This window comes from Roseobacter insulae, assembly GCF_019375555.1.
Lineage (GTDB): Bacteria > Pseudomonadota > Alphaproteobacteria > Rhodobacterales > Rhodobacteraceae > Roseobacter > Roseobacter insulae.
On the sequence record NZ_JAHXDN010000003.1, the window covers coordinates 409,324 to 424,472 of the forward strand.

The window sequence follows — 15,149 nt, forward strand, 5'->3', positions numbered from 1 at the left end:
TAAAATAATACCTATTTTATAACAACATGAATTCGTTATATTTTTTGCCAATCACATCTCTTGACGCGATCAACACCTGCTTTATAACGCCCCAATCGAATTCGGGTGTGACCTTAACCGGCAACACCTTCCACCTCAAACGGGGAACCGTCCATGAAAACCTTTTCTGCAACTCCCGCAGATATCGACAAGAAGTGGATCCTGATCGACGCCGAGGGCGTTGTTCTGGGCCGTCTCGCGTCGATCATTGCCCAGCGTCTGCGCGGTAAACACAAACCTTCCTTCACGCCGCACATGGATATGGGCGACAATGTGATTGTCATCAACGCGGACAAGATCCAGCTGACCGGCAAGAAGCGTGAAGAAAACCACTACTGGCACACCGGTCACCCGGGCGGCATCAAGTCCCGCACGAAAGAGCAGATCCTGACCGGGGCACATCCGGAGCGCGTCGTGACCCTCGCGGTCAAGCGTATGCTGCCCGGGAACCGTCTGTCCCGCCAGCAAATGACCAACCTGCGCGTCTACGCAGGCGGCGATCACCCCCACGAGGCGCAAAGCCCCGAAGTTCTGGATGTGAAATCCATGAACAGCAAAAACACCCGGAGTGCATGAGCATGGCTGAAGAAATCAACACACTCGAAGATTTGGCCGAAGTTGCTGGCATCGAGACGGCGCCCGAGGTCGTGGAAACGCCGCGCGAGCCGGTCCGTGATGACCTTGGCCGCTCCTATGCGACCGGCAAACGGAAAGATGCGATTGCCCGTGTCTGGATCAAGCCCGGTTCCGGCAAGGTGACTGTAAACGGCAAGGCACAAAACGATTATTTTGCCCGCCCGGTTCTGCAGATGATCCTCGCACAACCGTTTTCTGTATCCGGTACCGAAGGCCAGTTTGACGTTGTTGCAACGGTCAAGGGCGGCGGCCTCTCCGGTCAGGCCGGCGCGGTCAAACACGGGATATCCAAGGCGTTGCAGCTTTATGATCCCTCGCTGCGTGGTGCCCTGAAGGCCGCAGGTTTCCTGACCCGCGACAGCCGCGTCGTTGAACGTAAGAAATATGGTAAGGCGAAGGCGCGTAAGAGCTTCCAGTTCTCCAAGCGCTAACCTGTTATCTGTGTTGTTTGATAAGGCCGCTCCGTGTGAGCGGCCTTTTTCATGTCCAGGGGTCCGCGTTTGGCCGCCGCGATGTATCGTTTGTGCCCATATGAGCCATATGCCGCTGATCGAGGCGGTTTGGGAGAGCACGTTTTCTCTTGTCGGCCAGCAATGGCTCGCCGTCGACAAATTTCCCCTTACCTGAAGCAGAAATTACCGCGATCACTTGGATTTATTATGGTTCTGAGAACGTTCATAGCATTCGACAACGACAGTCTTGTTGTCACGTCAAGCGCAAATGGTGGCCTTGTCGGCAACCCGGTCGTGAACAATTCGGACACGCCTGACGGCACGGTCTTTCAATATTCCAGCGCCAGCGGCACGCAGATCGAGCTCAACGACACCGGCGGGGGCGCGAGCCGCTTCAATGACGACAACGCTGGCAACCACGTGATCACCGACGGCGGTGGCATCGTGGCAAACGGGACAGCGGTTGAATCGGAATCGATCCTGTTTCTGCGCGCGCTCGACAGCAGCGGCAACCAAACCGGGCCGGAGATATCGGTCTATGTCTTTTCTCAGAACGGCAATTTCAATGATATCTGGGGGTATGCCACCAGCGAACCGCTGCAGGACGGGGTGTCTTACGTCAAGATCGACGGGTCGAATTCAGGCACGTCACGCTACACGGATTACGTCACCTGTTTCGCCGATGGTACCCTGATCGCGGGACCGGACGGTGAAGTGGCGGTGGAAGACATCGAAAAGGGCCAGCTGATCTGGACCCGCGACAATGGCATGTTGCCCGTTCAATGGATCGGAACCACAGCGGTGGCGGGCCATGGCGCCTTTGCGCCGGTGGTCTTCGAGGCGGGCGCCATCGGCAACGAAACCGCGCTCACCGTCTCGCAACAGCATCGCATCTGGGTGGAAAGCGCGATGGCGGAGCTCTTGTTCGGGAAATCCGAAGTACTTGTCGCCGCGAAACATCTTTGCGGTCTGCCGGGCGTCAGCCTGCAACCGAGAGAGCAGGTGACCTACACGCATTTCATGTTTGGCAGTCACCAGATCGTCCGGGCCAACGGTGCGCTGACAGAAAGCTTTTTTCTGGCCGACAATGCGCTGCGGACGCTGGAGGCAGGGCCACAGGCCGAACTGCGGGCGCTCTTTGCCTCCGCAGACGCCGGTTTTCGCCACTTTGGCACGACGGCGACAATGACGCTGACCGCCCGCGAAGCGGCGGCGCTGAAACCCTATTTGTCTTACTGACCGCGCCTATTCGTCGGTTGCGATCAACCCCAGCCCACGCAGGTAAATCCCGATCCCGGTTTCCAGCAGATCATCTGCGGGAAAGGGCGAGGCCCGACCGGGCGAATTGCGGGCAAAAAGCTCGACAACCCCATGGCTCAATGCCCAGATATGTGCCGAGAACATCGACGCGGGCGGGCGCTTGTCTTCGGGAATATGCTGGCTGAGATCGGTGGCTGCTTTTTCCAGAACGCCGCTGGCACGATTGGCCACGGCGGCGAGTTCCGGTGTGCGATTGACCGAGATCCCGCTTTCGAACATGGCGATGTAATGACCGGGATACTTGCGCGCGAAAGCCAGGTACGCTCGCCCGGTTGCGGAAAACGCGGCCAGCGCAGAGGGTTGGCCCTTTTCGTAGGCATACTCCATCAGGTCGGCAAAGATCTCGTAGCCCTGCAAGGCGGCCTCGGCGATCAGGTCTTCGCGGCCCTCAAAGTGGCGGTAAACCGCGGCCGGGGTCACACCGGCCTGCTTGGCGGCCTCCGAAAGGGTAAAACCCATGGGCCCCTTGGCTTCGATCAACTGCAAGGCCGCCTCGATCAGGGCCTGACGCAGGTTGCCGTGGTGATAGCCGCGTTTAGGCATTCCAGATGTCCGGCCCACCACAGATCGACACGTCGATCTGCCCCAGCGCCTCGGGGTTTTTGTGGGCATAATCGAGACCGTGCAGCACGCTGCGAATGGCGTTCAGGCGGGCGCGTCTCTTGTCGTCGGACCGCACGATTGTCCATGGGGCCGTCTCGCAATGGGTGCGGGCCAATGTCTCGCCAATGGCATTCGTGTACGCGTCCCAGCGTCTGAGGCCCTCCACGTCGATCCAGCTCAGCTTCCACTGTTTCAGCGGGTCGCTTTCGCGGCTCAACAGGCGCCGCAATTGCTCGGCCCGCCCGACGTTCAGCCAGAACTTGAACAGATGGATGCCTTCGTCGGCAATCATTTCCTCAAATGGCGTGACCTGGCTGAAGAATTGTTCGCGTTGTGCGTCCGTGCAGAAATCAAAAACCTTTTCGACGACGCCGCGATTATACCAACTGCGGTCGAAAAACACCACTTCACCGGCGGCGGGCAGATGCGCCACGTAGCGCTGGAAATACCACTGGGTTGCTTCTGTCTCCGTGGGTTTCGACAGGGCGACGATCCGCGCGCCCCGAGGATTAAGATTGGTGCGGAACCTGCTGATTGTACCACCTTTTCCTGCACCATCGCGCCCCTCGAAGACAATCGCGATCCGTGCACCGCTTTCCTTTGCCCAGGCTTGCAGTTTGACCAGCTCGATCTGCAGGGCCGCCAGCGCCTTCTCGTAGCGTTTGCGCGCCATACGTGCCTCATGCGGATAGTCCTCCGACAGGATGTCGTTCTTTGCAGATGCGGCGATTGCATTGCGAATGTCTTCGGGCACGTCGTTTTTGTAGTAGCTGCTGATGGCGCCATCGAAGGGCAGGTCCATAAGGCTCTCCTGGAGAGTGTATCTGGTATCAATATGGGATGTTAACCGGCTTAACGCAAACCGGCTCTGCGGGCCGCGCGGTCGATCGCATCCGACACCATCCCGGGTTCGGCATGGTGCGGCATATGCCCGACCCCCTCCAACCGGATCAGGTTGGCATTGGGCAGCAGTTTTGCCAGTGGTTCCGAGTGAATCTGCAGCGGTACAATGGTATCCGCCGTTCCGTGCAGAATTTCAACAGGGGTCGTCAGTGTGGGATATTTCTTTGCCATTTCAACAACGTAAGGCCGCAGGCTGTTAACCTGCTGCGCATTGGCGCGTTGGGTCGTGCGGCGCAGGGTCATCTCCGGACCGATGTGATCAAGATACCCGTCGGGAATTTTCTGCGGGGCGAATATCTCCCGGACCGTGTTTTCAATGGCCTGAGACGGCGCAAATGCCGTGATCAGCGGGATCGCGAGTGCACCACCCGCCTTCGAGGAATTGATCTGGTAGAACAGGCCCAGATCGCCGGGCCAGGGGTTGGAGGCCGCGCCCAGCAGCACCAGCGCCCCGGTGTCTTCCGGACGCTCCAAGGCCCAGGCCAGGGCAACGGCTCCACCGTATGAATGCCCGACCACAACCGGGTTGGTGATGCCCACGGCATCAGCGGCCGCCTGCATCAGACGGGCCTGCAGGGTCGGGGGTTCGGCGCGGTTGCTCCAAGCGCCGCCATAGCCGGGCCGCGGTCTGTTGCTCCAGCCCAGACCGGGGCGGTCCAGTGTAATCACCCGGTAGCGGTCACTCAGACGCCCGACCAGATCAAAGGTAAAGTCCCGCATGGACCCGCTTGCACCATGGATCAGGACGACATCCGGGCCGGACCCTTCGACGCGTACATGGATGTCGGTGCCGTCCACATCTATGATTTGTCCCGATGGCGGATAAAGCGCCTCGGCCGAAGCCTCTCGGGCAGATGCCCGCCATTGCACGAGCCCGATCACCACAACGACCATCAAAAGGCTCAGTACAGACATCCTACGTTCCAATGCGCGTCATCTCGAAGGGGGTTGACTGGTAGATTTCGTTGATCCAGTTGCCGTAAAGCAGGTGTGCATGGCTACGCCACCGGTTGAGCGGCACCTGGGTCGGATCGTCACCGGGATAGTAATTCACCGGCACGTTGATCGGCGATCCACCGGCAACATCGCGATCGTATTCCTGCTTGAGCGTGTCCCTGTCATATTCGAAATGGTTGAAGATATAGAGCGCGCGATGCGCGGCATCCTCCACCAGACACGGCCCGACCTGATCACTGCCCAAAAGGGTTTTCAGCCCGCCGGTGGCATCGATTTCATCCTGGCGCATTTCGGTCCAGCGCGAGACGGGAATGACGCAATCATCCGAGAACCCGCGCAGATAGGGCGAAGAGGGCGCGAGGTTACGGTGCCGGAAACATCCAAAGGCCTTCGCCTTCAGCATGTGTTTCCTGACGCCATGGAAATGGTTGATCATCGCCATGCCGCCCCAGCAGACGCCAAACGTGGAATGCACGTTTGTCTGGGTCCAATCCATTACCTCGCGCAGTTCATCCCAATAGGTGACATCCGGAAAAGGCAGGTGCTCAATGGGCGCGCCGGTGATGATCAGCCCGTCAAACTTCTCGTGTTTGACCTCCTGGAAAGAGCGGTAAAAGCTCTCCATGTGCTCGGCGGCTGTGTTCTTGGTCCGGTGCTCGGACATGCGCAGCAGGCTGAGTTCGATCTGCAGCGGTGTCGCGCCGATAAGCCGCGCGAACTGGTTCTCGGTCTGAATCTTCTTGGGCATCAGGTTGAGAAGGCCAATCCGCAGGGGGCGAATATCCTGCCGGGCCGCGTGATCTTCGTCGAGCACCATCACCCCTTCGCGCGTCAGCACGTCGTAGGCAGGCAGGTCGGCGGGAATTCTGATCGGCATTGGTCTTCTTTCGGAACACGGGTTCAGAGCAGTGAGATAGCCTCTTGGCAAGGGTGCCTCAAGGGGCGCGGTTTCACAGGTCGGTGTAGAGGGTCAGAGGCAGCTGGCGATGAGATCTTCGAAGTCCTGCGGCGATCCTAGCCCGGCGACCTGATCCGCGGTCACGGTGACGCCCCAGCGCGACATGGCCTCGTAGCGCGGCTGGCGGTGCGCCAGGGCACGTGAGTAGGTGAAACGAATGAACTCATCCGGATCAACATCATCTTCTGAGTATTTGCTTTTACTCAGAAACTCCTGCCACACGCGTGCAAGGAACTCCGGCTGATAGGCCATTGGTTTCGGCGCCCGATCAAACCGGCGGATCAATTCCTGGGTGTGGGCGTCATCTCCCTTGATCCATATCAGCAGACAGTGCTTGGCCAGATCGCACATCAGCGCGTCGTTGTCATCCGTGGCGTCCACCCATTCGCAGATCGACCCGCCGGAATCGCAGATGAAATGCGGATACCCGTATAGCGCCTCGGCGCGTTCGGCGAAATGCGCCGTGTCATAGAGCGCCGAGATTTCAGCCTGCCGGAACTGCACTTGTCGCCGCGCGTATTCCTGCATGGGCAGGCCACCCTTTTCAGGGTCTCCCGGTTTGCCGAGATAGGTTGCGACGGGCGCGAGATTGTCGAAGGTGATGTTGGAGCCGATGTAGATGCTGTCGCTCATCAGCAGGTCGCGCAGAAAGGGCACCTTCATCGCTTCGGCCTTCGCATTGTCTGCAATGAATTCGCCCATGTAGCGTGTGCCGATCCGGTAATCGATGGAATAGTGGAACCAGCTGCCCGAAGCCCGCAGCAGATTGGACATATGGGTCTTGCCAAGACCGGACATGCCATAGACCAGAACGGATTTACGCGGCGCGGCGCGCCAGTCGGCAGCGGAAGTGTACAGCATGGGGTGCGTCCTGAGACCTGTGGGGGTGTCCCTGTCCTAGCGAGGCACCGTGGGGTGGTCAATCAGTCCCCGGCAATGGCTTTGCGCTTGCGGAGCATGTGCCACACCCGCCCGTCCACCACCAGCAGCCCGAGCGCCAGCAGGGCAAAGCCCGCATAAGCGTTCGGATTGAGCGACTCGTTGCGAACAAGCGCGCCGAGCAAGATGGCAACAGGGGCAATCAGCAGGGTCACCAGCAACAGGTTGCCGCTGCCGGCCAGATCCAGCACGTAGTAATAGAGCAGGTAGGCACCTGCAGTGGCGATCACCGCGTAATAGACGATGGCCATGATCGTCACGGGCTGAAGATCAAAGCGAATGGGGCCTTCGAGCATGATTGCCAGCGGCACGGTGATCACGGAGGCAGTGGTCAACATGCCCGCTGCGGCGACTTGCGGCGCGAGCCCGGAGAGCGTTTGGCGCGCCCATGCTCCGGCGAGGGCATAGGAAACCGTCCCGCCCAACACAGCCAGCTGGGCTATCGACCTCAGATCGAAACTGCGCAGGTTCTCCAGGCCGATTGCGGTGACGACACCCGCGAACCCCAATCCGACGCCAACCGTCTTGCGGACCGTGAGTTTCTCGTCGGCAAAAAAGAGGGCTGCCACCAGGACACCAAATACGGCGGTCGCGGCGTTCAGGATCGACGTAAGCCCGGTTTCGATATGCAGTTGACCCCAGGCCATCAGGCCGAAGGGAATAACGTTGTTCAACAGCCCCATGATCAGAAAGGCCATCCAGATCCGCGGTTCTTTCGGCACGGGCAGCCGCAGGGCAATGACCACGATCCAGAGCACCAGCATCGCCCAGAAGGTCCGATGGGCGACCGATGTCACTGGCCCGATTTCGTCCAATGCAATGCGGATCGACAAAAATGAGGCGCCCCAGATCATCGCCAGAAGCAACAGGGCGCTCCACGCTTTGCCGGAGAGGGTTTTTTGAGGTGTCATGGCTGCAAACTAGGCGGAGTGGCCGATGCGGGCCACCCGTTTCCTGCGCAAAGAAAAACCCCCGCGCGCGATGGCTTGCGGGGGTTTGCCGATGTCTGATCCCGGGGATCAGAAGTTGTAGCCGACCTTGAAGCCGATGGCGACAGCATCGTTGCCGTCAAAGCGGGCTGCGGGGGCAATCGCGCCAACCCGTGTGACGGTGTCACCGATGCGCACATAGCGGATGCCCGTGGTGATCTTCATCTTGCCCTTGGTGTAGATGGCGGCGAGGCCGATGCTTTCCTGACCATCGGACGGGCCCAGATTGGTAAAGAAGCTGCCGTTGGTTTCTTCATATCCCAGAGTGGCGGCAACGGACCACGTATCGTTCAGGCGACGGCCCACACCAAGTGTGTAGGTGTAGACGTCATCCTGATAGCTGAGCAGCGAACCGCCAGAGGTCAGCACCTGATAGTTTGCCGGTGTCAGAGCGAAATCCGACCAGTCAACCCAGCGCACACCGCCGAACAGCAGGGTGTCCGCGGCGATACCGGTCTGGAAGGCGAGGTTGACGGATTGCGGCGTTTCAAACTCGGTGACCGAACTGTTCGGCCCACCCAGTGCTGCCGATGTCTCGACTGTATCGTTGCTGTGTGACACCTCGGAGTTGTAGGTCAGAGAGACCCGCAAGGCGATGTCGGGACGCTCGTATGCCACCCCGGCAACATAGCCTACGCCATAGTCGCGGTCCGCCGTGACGTTGTAAAGTGACACGAAGGGAATCGTTGCGGAGGCTTCCACCGATTGCAGGCGCAATCCGCCGTACACACTGAATCCCGTGGGCATGTTGTATTGCAACAGTCCGGTCAGCGCGTAGGATTGGAATTCGGCAAGCGACCCGGACGCAAAATAGCCGGTGCCGAGGTTGTAGTTCACATCCGCCTTGAACGGTTCGTCCAGGATCAGGGCATAGGACCAGGTATCATTCAGGTCGGCCTTATAGGCGGCGGAGAATTGGAAATAGCTAGGAGAGATGTCTCCCGATCCGGTCCCGTTCGGCAAGGCGGATACCGTGTTGCCGGACAGGTCAGGTGATACAGTTGCGAAACTGAATTCCGCATAGCGACCGGTCTCGAACAGGACATCGACTGACTGTCCCGTGCGGTCCAACGCGCCCGCATGTGCTGCGCCTGTCGCCAGACATAACAGTGTTACACTTGTAAAATACGATTTCATGAAGCTCCTCCCCGGAACATTGCCCTGTGTTGGTTTTAGCGATTTTGCTTTGAAAGGCTGGGGCAATTAATCACGAAAATGCCCTGCGTCAATTAATGACGCAGGGGCAAAATGCGTTGTGACCTGACGTAAAATCAAGTTTTTGTTCGGGTCTCGGACCAAATGTTCAAATAGTTGCCGGCAAAGATGACCAGAGCGCCGAGAAATACCCAGGCATCCAGCGGCTCGTCATAGAGCAACATGCCGATCACGGCGATCGCGGGAAGTCGGACAAAATCAATGGGCACCACCACGGTGGCCGGCGCAATCGACAGGGCATTTGTCAGGCAGTAATGCGCGATCAGCCCTGCCGCGCCGATCAGGATCACCAGTGGCAGCGCCTCGGCCGAGGGCCAGGCGATGTCGCCATCATACCCGGCCGCTATGACACCGAACACCAGCTGCGTCACCGTCAGGTAAAACAGAATGCAGGTGATGGATTGGGTGCGGGTCAGTCGCTTGGTCAGCATGATCGTGAGGGCGAAAAATATGGCGCAGGAAGCGGCGGTGATCACGCCTGCGTTGATCCCCGCCATGTCCGGGCGGGCAACGATCAGAATGCCGATAAAGCCCATGATGGCCGCAAAGGCGCGCATCGGGGTCAGGCGTTCGCCGAGAATCAGCGGTGACAGCACGATCACCCAAAGCGGCGTTGTGAACTCCAGCGCAAACACCTGCGCAAGGGGAATCGCCGTGACCGCGTAGAACCACAGGTTCTGACCGGTGAAATGCGCAAGGTTGCGTAACATCTGAACCTGCAGGTTACGCGAATTGATTTCGCGCCACGTGCCGAAAAGGCCCGCCAGCGCGACCACGATCAGAACGCCGAAAAGGCTGCGATACATCATGATCTCGAAGGTATCGAGCTCTGAGGCCAATTCGCGGCCCGCCACCGCCATCGACGAGAAAGAGGCGATGGACCCGATCATCCATAAGGCCGCCTTGAAGGTCGCGCTCATCTTGGGGTCTTCTCTGTCGGGTATGCGGCGCTGCCGGAGGTCTATTCCCACTCGATTGTTCCGGGCGGTTTCGACGTGATGTCGTAGGTCACCCGGTTGATGCCGGGCACCTCGTTGATGATACGCGTCGCGGTTTCGCCTAGGAAATCATGGCTGAAGGGGTAGTAATCCGCCGTCATGCCGTCCACCGAGGTGACGGCGCGCAAGGCACAGGCAAAATCATAGGTCCGGCCATCGCCCATGACCCCCACGGTGCGCACCGGCAGGATCGCGACAAACGCCTGCCAGATCTCGTCGTAAAGCCCGTGCTTGCGAATCTGGTCGATGTACACCGCATCCGCTTCCCGCAGGATATCAAGCTTTTCGCGGGTGATTTCGCCGGGGCAGCGGATGGCCAGACCCGGACCGGGGAAGGGGTGACGGCCGATGAAACTGTCGGGCAGGCCAAGCTCACGCCCCAGTGCCCGCACCTCGTCCTTGAAAAGCTCGCGCAGCGGCTCGACCAGCTGCATGTTCATCCGTTCCGGCAAGCCACCGACGTTGTGGTGCGATTTGATCGTCACCGAGGGGCCGCCGGAAAAACTGACCGATTCGATCACATCGGGATAAAGCGTACCCTGCGCGAGAAAATCAGCCCCGCCGATTTCCTTTGCGTGCTTCTCGAACACCTCGATGAAAAGGCCGCCGATGATCTTGCGCTTGGTTTCAGGGTCGCTGACACCTTCCAGCTTGCCCAGAAACAGGTCTGATTCGTCCGCGTGGATCAGCGGCAGGTTATAATGTTCGCGGAACATGCCGACGACCTGCTCGCTCTCACCTTTGCGCATCAGCCCGTGATCCACGTAGACGCAGGTCAGCTGATCGCCGATCGCTTCGTGAATCAGGACTGCCGCAACGGAGGAATCGACGCCGCCGGACAAGGCGCAGATGACGCGACCGGATCCAACCTGATCGCGAATGCGCTGGATTGCTTCCTCGCGGTAGGCACCCATCGTCCAGTCCCCCCTGAACCCGGCGAGACGCACGAAATTCTCGTAAAGCTTGGCGCCGTTGGGGGTGTGATGCACCTCCGGGTGGAACTGCACGGCATAAAAATCGCGCGTGGTGTCACCGGTGATGGCAAATGGCGCATTGGGTGAGGTGCCGTACACCTCAAAACCCGGGGCGATTTCGCTCACGTGGTCGCCATGGCTCATCCAGACCTGCTCGCGGTCCGCCTCGAACCATCCTTCCAGCAAGGCAAGTTTGCGGGCCTCGGGGGTCACGTAGGCCCGCCCGAATTCGGCGGTGCCATGGCCCCGTTCCACCTTGCCGCCAAGACAGTGCATCATCACCTGCTGGCCGTAACAAATGCCAAGGATCGGCACGCCAAGGTCAAAAACCCCCTTGGGCGGCATCGGGGCACCATCGGCAAACACCGACGAGGGGCCGCCGGAGAAGATGACGGCCTTGGGGGCAAACTCTTTTAGGAATGCATCCGTTACCGCGTTGAAGGGGTGTATCTCGCAGTAGACGTTCAATTCACGCAGGCGGCGCGCAATCAGCTGCGTTACCTGGCTGCCAAAGTCGATGATGAGAAGGCGGTCATGGTCTTGTGTGCTCATGACCGCTGATTAGGCGCGGGAGCCGCAAGTGGCAAGAGCGGGATTGACGCGCGACGCGCCGCACGCTGAATAATCCGCAAAGACCGGGTGACTTGGGGGCGTATGTCGCTTTTTTCCCTGCAAGGCCGTTATGGGCCAGAGGCGGGTTGATTTAGTAATGTAGCACAAGCGCAAGCTGAGACATGGGAGACATGAGATGGCGGTAGCAGAGCGTAGACGCGGACGTGGCGGCGGCGGTGCGGCCAGACGTGCGGAAAGAAGTGCGGTCTCGTTTGAAACGGCGCGTTACATCGAACGGAACATTCCGAACTTTGAAATCCTCACCGAAGAGGCGCTCGACATCATCGAAACAAATGCCGAGACGGTACTGGAAGAAATCGGCGTCAATTTCGTTGAGAATCCTGCCGCCCTGGAAAGATGGCGCGAGGCGGGCGCGGATATCGACGGGGAGCGTGTCCGCATTCCGCGGGGCCTGGCACGTCAACTGTGCAAAACGGCTCCCGCCAGCTACACCCAGCACGCGCGCAACCCGGAACGTACGGTTGTGATCGGTGGCAAGAACCTCGTGCTGGCGCCGGTCTATGGCCCGCCTTTCGTGCGCGACACCCTGGGCGGGCGGCGTTACGCGACGATGGAAGATTTCCGCAAATTTGTGAAACTGGGCTACATGTCCCGCTGGCTGCACCATTCGGGCGGGACCGTGTGCGAGCCGACCGACATTGCCGTCAACAAGCGCCACCTCGATATGCTGCATGCCCATATGACGCTGAGCGACAAACCCTTCATGGGGTCGGTGACGGAGCCAAGCCGCGCGCAGGATTCCGTGGAGATGTGCGAGATCCTGTTCGGCAAGGACTTCGTTCAGGAAAACACGGTGATGACCTCGCTGATCAACATCAACTCGCCCATGACCTTCGATGACGTGATGATGGGGGCGCTGGAAGTCTACGCGAAGAACAATCAGGCCTGCATCATCTCTCCCTTCATCGTGGGCGGCGCGATGGCACCGGTGTCGGTGGCCGGAACGCTGACACAGGTCCTGGCCGAGGTTCTGGCCGGCATCGCCTACAGCCAACTGATCCGCCCCGGTGCCCCGGTGATCATGGGGGCGTTTGTCACATCTATTGACATGAACTCAGGCGCGCCGACCTTCGGCACACCGGAGGCGGCGCATATCACCTATGGAGCGGGGCAACTGGCGCGGCGTCTGGGCCTGCCTTACCGCTCGGCAGGATCGTTCTGCGGCTCGAAACTGCCGGATGCACAGGCTGCTTACGAGACGTCGAACAGCTTAAACATGGGCCTGCTGGCGGGGGTGAATTTCATGCTGCATTCCTGCGGCTGGCTGGAAGGCGGCCTTGTCTCCTCTTTCGAGAAATTCGTGATGGACGCCGATCAGCTTGGCACGCTGCATCATCTGGCAAAAGGCGTGTCCATAGATGAAAATGCACAAGCCATGGATGCCATCCGCGAGGTTGGACCCGGGGGGCATTACCTCGGGTGCGACCATACGCAGATGAACTTCAAATCCGCCTTCTGGAAATCGGACCTGTTGGATTACAAGCCTTTCGAGACCTGGGAGGATGAGGGGGCACGCGATACACAGGCCCTTGCCGCACTCAGGGTCGAGAAGATGCTGAACGATTACCAGCAACCGGCACTCGACCCGGGCATTGCGCAGGCGTTGTCCGAGTATATTGCCCGCAAGAAAGCGGAAGCCCCCGACAGTTTCATGTAGGTTTCAGGCCGCCTGTGCGGCACGCAACACGCGGGCTTCACCCAGCATGGCAATCAAAACGTCCACGTGGCGAATAAGGCTGTAGCTGGCATTGCCGCTGGTGCGCTGGACGTTGAGTTCTGCTTCGATCTCCATCAGCCGGAGCAGGGCGGCACCGTGTTTCGGCAGCACACCATATCCCAACAAGCGTGGAAGGTGCACGGAGCGCCGGTAGTCTTCGGCACCGATACGCGCGGCGCGCATCAGCAGTGGTGGCCGGCGCAGTGCGTGCAGCATTGAAAGCAGATCTTGCATATAACGTTCCTTTTGTCCGTCTTCCCCAGAGGGCACGTGGCCCTGCCGATAGCGATATTACACATCCGCAGACGGTGTTGCGCAGGCACAGCGTCCGGCGCGCATGGGGTTTAGGGACTTGTTAACACTTTGATGTCGGGAGGTATTTTGCGCGACCTGGAACCGGCTTAGATCATCGCCTCTGTTGCGTCCGGGCAGTCGGCGGCGCGCGGAGGTTTAAATACTGTTTATAATTTAGCGACAATACTCGCCAAATCAGAAACTGTTAACGAACGGGTAACTAATTCGTCTTTAGGTTGTGTTCACATCTGCTAGAACAACCTTAACACAACCATTAGACATCGGTGCCGACCTATGAAAGAGCTGGAGATGCCGCTACGTGCCTGCGACCCCTTAGAAGCCGGGCTGCCCGATTGGGTTCCCGCCGCGGCGCAGGTTTACTTGGCCCATACCGAAGCCGGTCTGCCAATTCGTGCGCTTGCGCGGGCGGCGGGCTGTCACGCCTCGACAATCCTGCGCCAGATCAGGCGTGTGGAAACGCGAAGAGATGATCCGCTGGTCGATGCTGCGCTGCGCACACTGGGTGCTGCGCATTTTGTTCCCCGTTCCGAAGCTGCCAAATCGAACGCAAAGGACCTATCGCGCATGAGTTTTCAAGACCGAATATCGGCTCCGTCAGACGATGGCGATGCCACACCAAATGAGGCGACACTTATGGCCGAAAGCACGCGTGTGCTGCGCCGTTTGTGCGAGAAGGGCGCCGTTCTGGCCGTTGCCGCGGAGATGGAAAAGGCGGTGATCGTGCGCGACGCCGCAGGCGGGCAGGCAACCCGTACCGGGGTCGTGCCACGCAAGATCGCCGAAGCCCTGGCGCTCAAGGAATGGATTGCGGGCAAGGCCAACGGGCGCATTACGCGTTACGCGATTACCCCCGCTGGCCGCGCTGCACTGGAAGACATGCTGGACGGTGCCGGCAGTGTCTCGACCAATGGTTTTGCAGAAGCTCAGGCGGATTTTGGTGAACAGCACCGGACATGGGGTGAGAAATCCCTGCCGGATGTCGATACAGGCCGCCCGCGCCGCATGCGCTACAACCTGGCCGAAAGCCCGCTGACCGCCCTCGCGCGCCGCCGCGATAAGAACGGTGAGCCCTTCCTGAGCGATGATCTTGTCACGGTTGGCGAACGTCTGCGCGAAGATTTCGAACTGGCGCAGATGGGTCCGCGGGTTGCGCAGAACTGGGACAGGTTCCTGACCGCCGGCGGGCGCGGCAGCTTCGTGCCCGACAGCGGTGTGGGCGATGGCCCGTCCAATGCGCGCAAGCGCGTCGCCGATGCGCTGGCTGATCTTGGTCCGGGTCTGTCTGACGTTGTGCTGCGCTGCTGCTGTTTTCTGGAAGGGCTGGAAACGGCCGAGAAAAAGCTCGGCTGGTCAGCGCGCTCCGGCAAGATCGTGCTGCGCATCGCGCTGATGCGTCTCAAAAGGCATTACGATGAAACGATCGGGCCGGGCGGGCCGCTGATCGGATAACAGGGCGGCATCCTATCGGGTCTTTGCGGGAGCGTTCATCGGGCGCTCCCGA

Annotated in this window: 15 protein-coding genes; 5 read left to right on the forward strand and 10 right to left on the reverse strand. The window is 59.7% G+C overall.

All coding sequences use genetic code 11. The features are described 5' to 3' along the window. Positions 1-153 precede the first annotated feature (153 nt). The 3 genes from rplM (at position 154) to KX928_RS13495 (ending at position 2,366) form a co-directional block, all read left to right on the forward strand. On the forward strand, positions 154-615 hold the full coding sequence (gene rplM, locus KX928_RS13485; protein ID WP_219503357.1) for a 50S ribosomal protein L13: 462 nt from the start codon (positions 154-156) through the stop codon (positions 613-615). Between the two features lie 2 nt (positions 616-617). Next, positions 618-1,106, forward strand: coding sequence for a 30S ribosomal protein S9 (gene rpsI, locus KX928_RS13490; protein ID WP_219503360.1), 489 nt, complete (start codon positions 618-620; stop codon positions 1,104-1,106). 228 nt (positions 1,107-1,334) lie between these two features. Further along, on the forward strand, positions 1,335-2,366 hold the full coding sequence (locus KX928_RS13495; RefSeq protein ID WP_219503361.1) for a Hint domain-containing protein: 1,032 nt from the start codon (positions 1,335-1,337) through the stop codon (positions 2,364-2,366). Positions 2,367-2,372: 6 nt separating this feature from the next. On the opposite strand, the gene KX928_RS13500 is transcribed toward KX928_RS13495, so the two are convergent. The 9 genes from KX928_RS13500 to guaA form a co-directional block, all read right to left on the reverse strand. Next, the gene (locus KX928_RS13500) at positions 2,373-2,990 is read right to left on the reverse strand and encodes a TetR/AcrR family transcriptional regulator (protein ID WP_219503364.1); all 618 of its coding nucleotides are present in this window, start codon (positions 2,988-2,990) and stop codon (positions 2,373-2,375) included. Continuing rightward, positions 2,983-3,852 carry a polyphosphate kinase 2 gene (gene ppk2, locus KX928_RS13505; RefSeq protein WP_219503366.1) on the reverse strand — a complete coding sequence of 290 codons (870 nt, stop codon included), beginning with the start codon at positions 3,850-3,852 and terminating at the stop codon, positions 2,983-2,985. Before ppk2 ends, KX928_RS13500 begins: the two co-directional genes overlap by 8 nt. 50 nt (positions 3,853-3,902) lie before the next feature. Further along, complete coding sequence (locus tag KX928_RS13510; RefSeq protein ID WP_219503369.1) at positions 3,903-4,868, reverse strand: alpha/beta fold hydrolase; 966 nt, start codon at positions 4,866-4,868, stop codon at positions 3,903-3,905. Position 4,869: 1 nt separating this feature from the next. Continuing rightward, a complete protein-coding gene (metA, locus tag KX928_RS13515; protein ID WP_219503373.1) occupies positions 4,870-5,787 on the reverse strand; it encodes a homoserine O-acetyltransferase MetA in 918 nt (305 codons plus the stop codon). A 93-nt stretch (positions 5,788-5,880) separates the two neighbouring features. Next, on the reverse strand, positions 5,881-6,729 hold the full coding sequence (locus KX928_RS13520) for an ATPase (protein WP_219503379.1): 849 nt from the start codon (positions 6,727-6,729) through the stop codon (positions 5,881-5,883). Positions 6,730-6,791: 62 nt separating this feature from the next. Further along, the gene (locus KX928_RS13525) at positions 6,792-7,718 is read right to left on the reverse strand and encodes a DMT family transporter (RefSeq protein ID WP_219503381.1); all 927 of its coding nucleotides are present in this window, start codon (positions 7,716-7,718) and stop codon (positions 6,792-6,794) included. 108 nt (positions 7,719-7,826) lie between these two features. Beyond that, positions 7,827-8,933, reverse strand: coding sequence for an outer membrane protein transport protein (locus KX928_RS13530; RefSeq protein WP_219503393.1), 1,107 nt, complete (start codon positions 8,931-8,933; stop codon positions 7,827-7,829). Between the two features lie 134 nt (positions 8,934-9,067). Then, positions 9,068-9,931, reverse strand: a complete 864-nt coding sequence (locus tag KX928_RS13535; RefSeq protein ID WP_219503396.1) for a DMT family transporter — start codon at positions 9,929-9,931, stop codon at positions 9,068-9,070. Positions 9,932-9,972: 41 nt separating this feature from the next. Continuing rightward, positions 9,973-11,535, reverse strand: a complete 1,563-nt coding sequence (gene guaA, locus KX928_RS13540; RefSeq protein ID WP_219503399.1) for a glutamine-hydrolyzing GMP synthase — start codon at positions 11,533-11,535, stop codon at positions 9,973-9,975. 196 nt (positions 11,536-11,731) lie between these two features. Here guaA and KX928_RS13545 point away from each other — a divergent pair, with 196 nt between their 5' ends. Then, positions 11,732-13,273: a trimethylamine methyltransferase family protein gene (locus tag KX928_RS13545; protein WP_219503403.1), complete on the forward strand. Its 1,542-nt coding sequence runs from the start codon at positions 11,732-11,734 to the stop codon at positions 13,271-13,273. Positions 13,274-13,276: 3 nt separating this feature from the next. On the opposite strand, the gene KX928_RS13550 is transcribed toward KX928_RS13545, so the two are convergent. Further along, the gene (locus KX928_RS13550; RefSeq protein ID WP_219503406.1) at positions 13,277-13,567 is read right to left on the reverse strand and encodes a DUF6477 family protein; all 291 of its coding nucleotides are present in this window, start codon (positions 13,565-13,567) and stop codon (positions 13,277-13,279) included. A gap of 369 nt (positions 13,568-13,936) precedes the next feature. Between KX928_RS13550 and KX928_RS13555 the strand changes: the two genes are divergently transcribed. Beyond that, the gene (locus KX928_RS13555) at positions 13,937-15,097 is read left to right on the forward strand and encodes a DUF6456 domain-containing protein (RefSeq protein WP_257883759.1); all 1,161 of its coding nucleotides are present in this window, start codon (positions 13,937-13,939) and stop codon (positions 15,095-15,097) included. Positions 15,098-15,149: the final 52 nt, after the last annotated feature.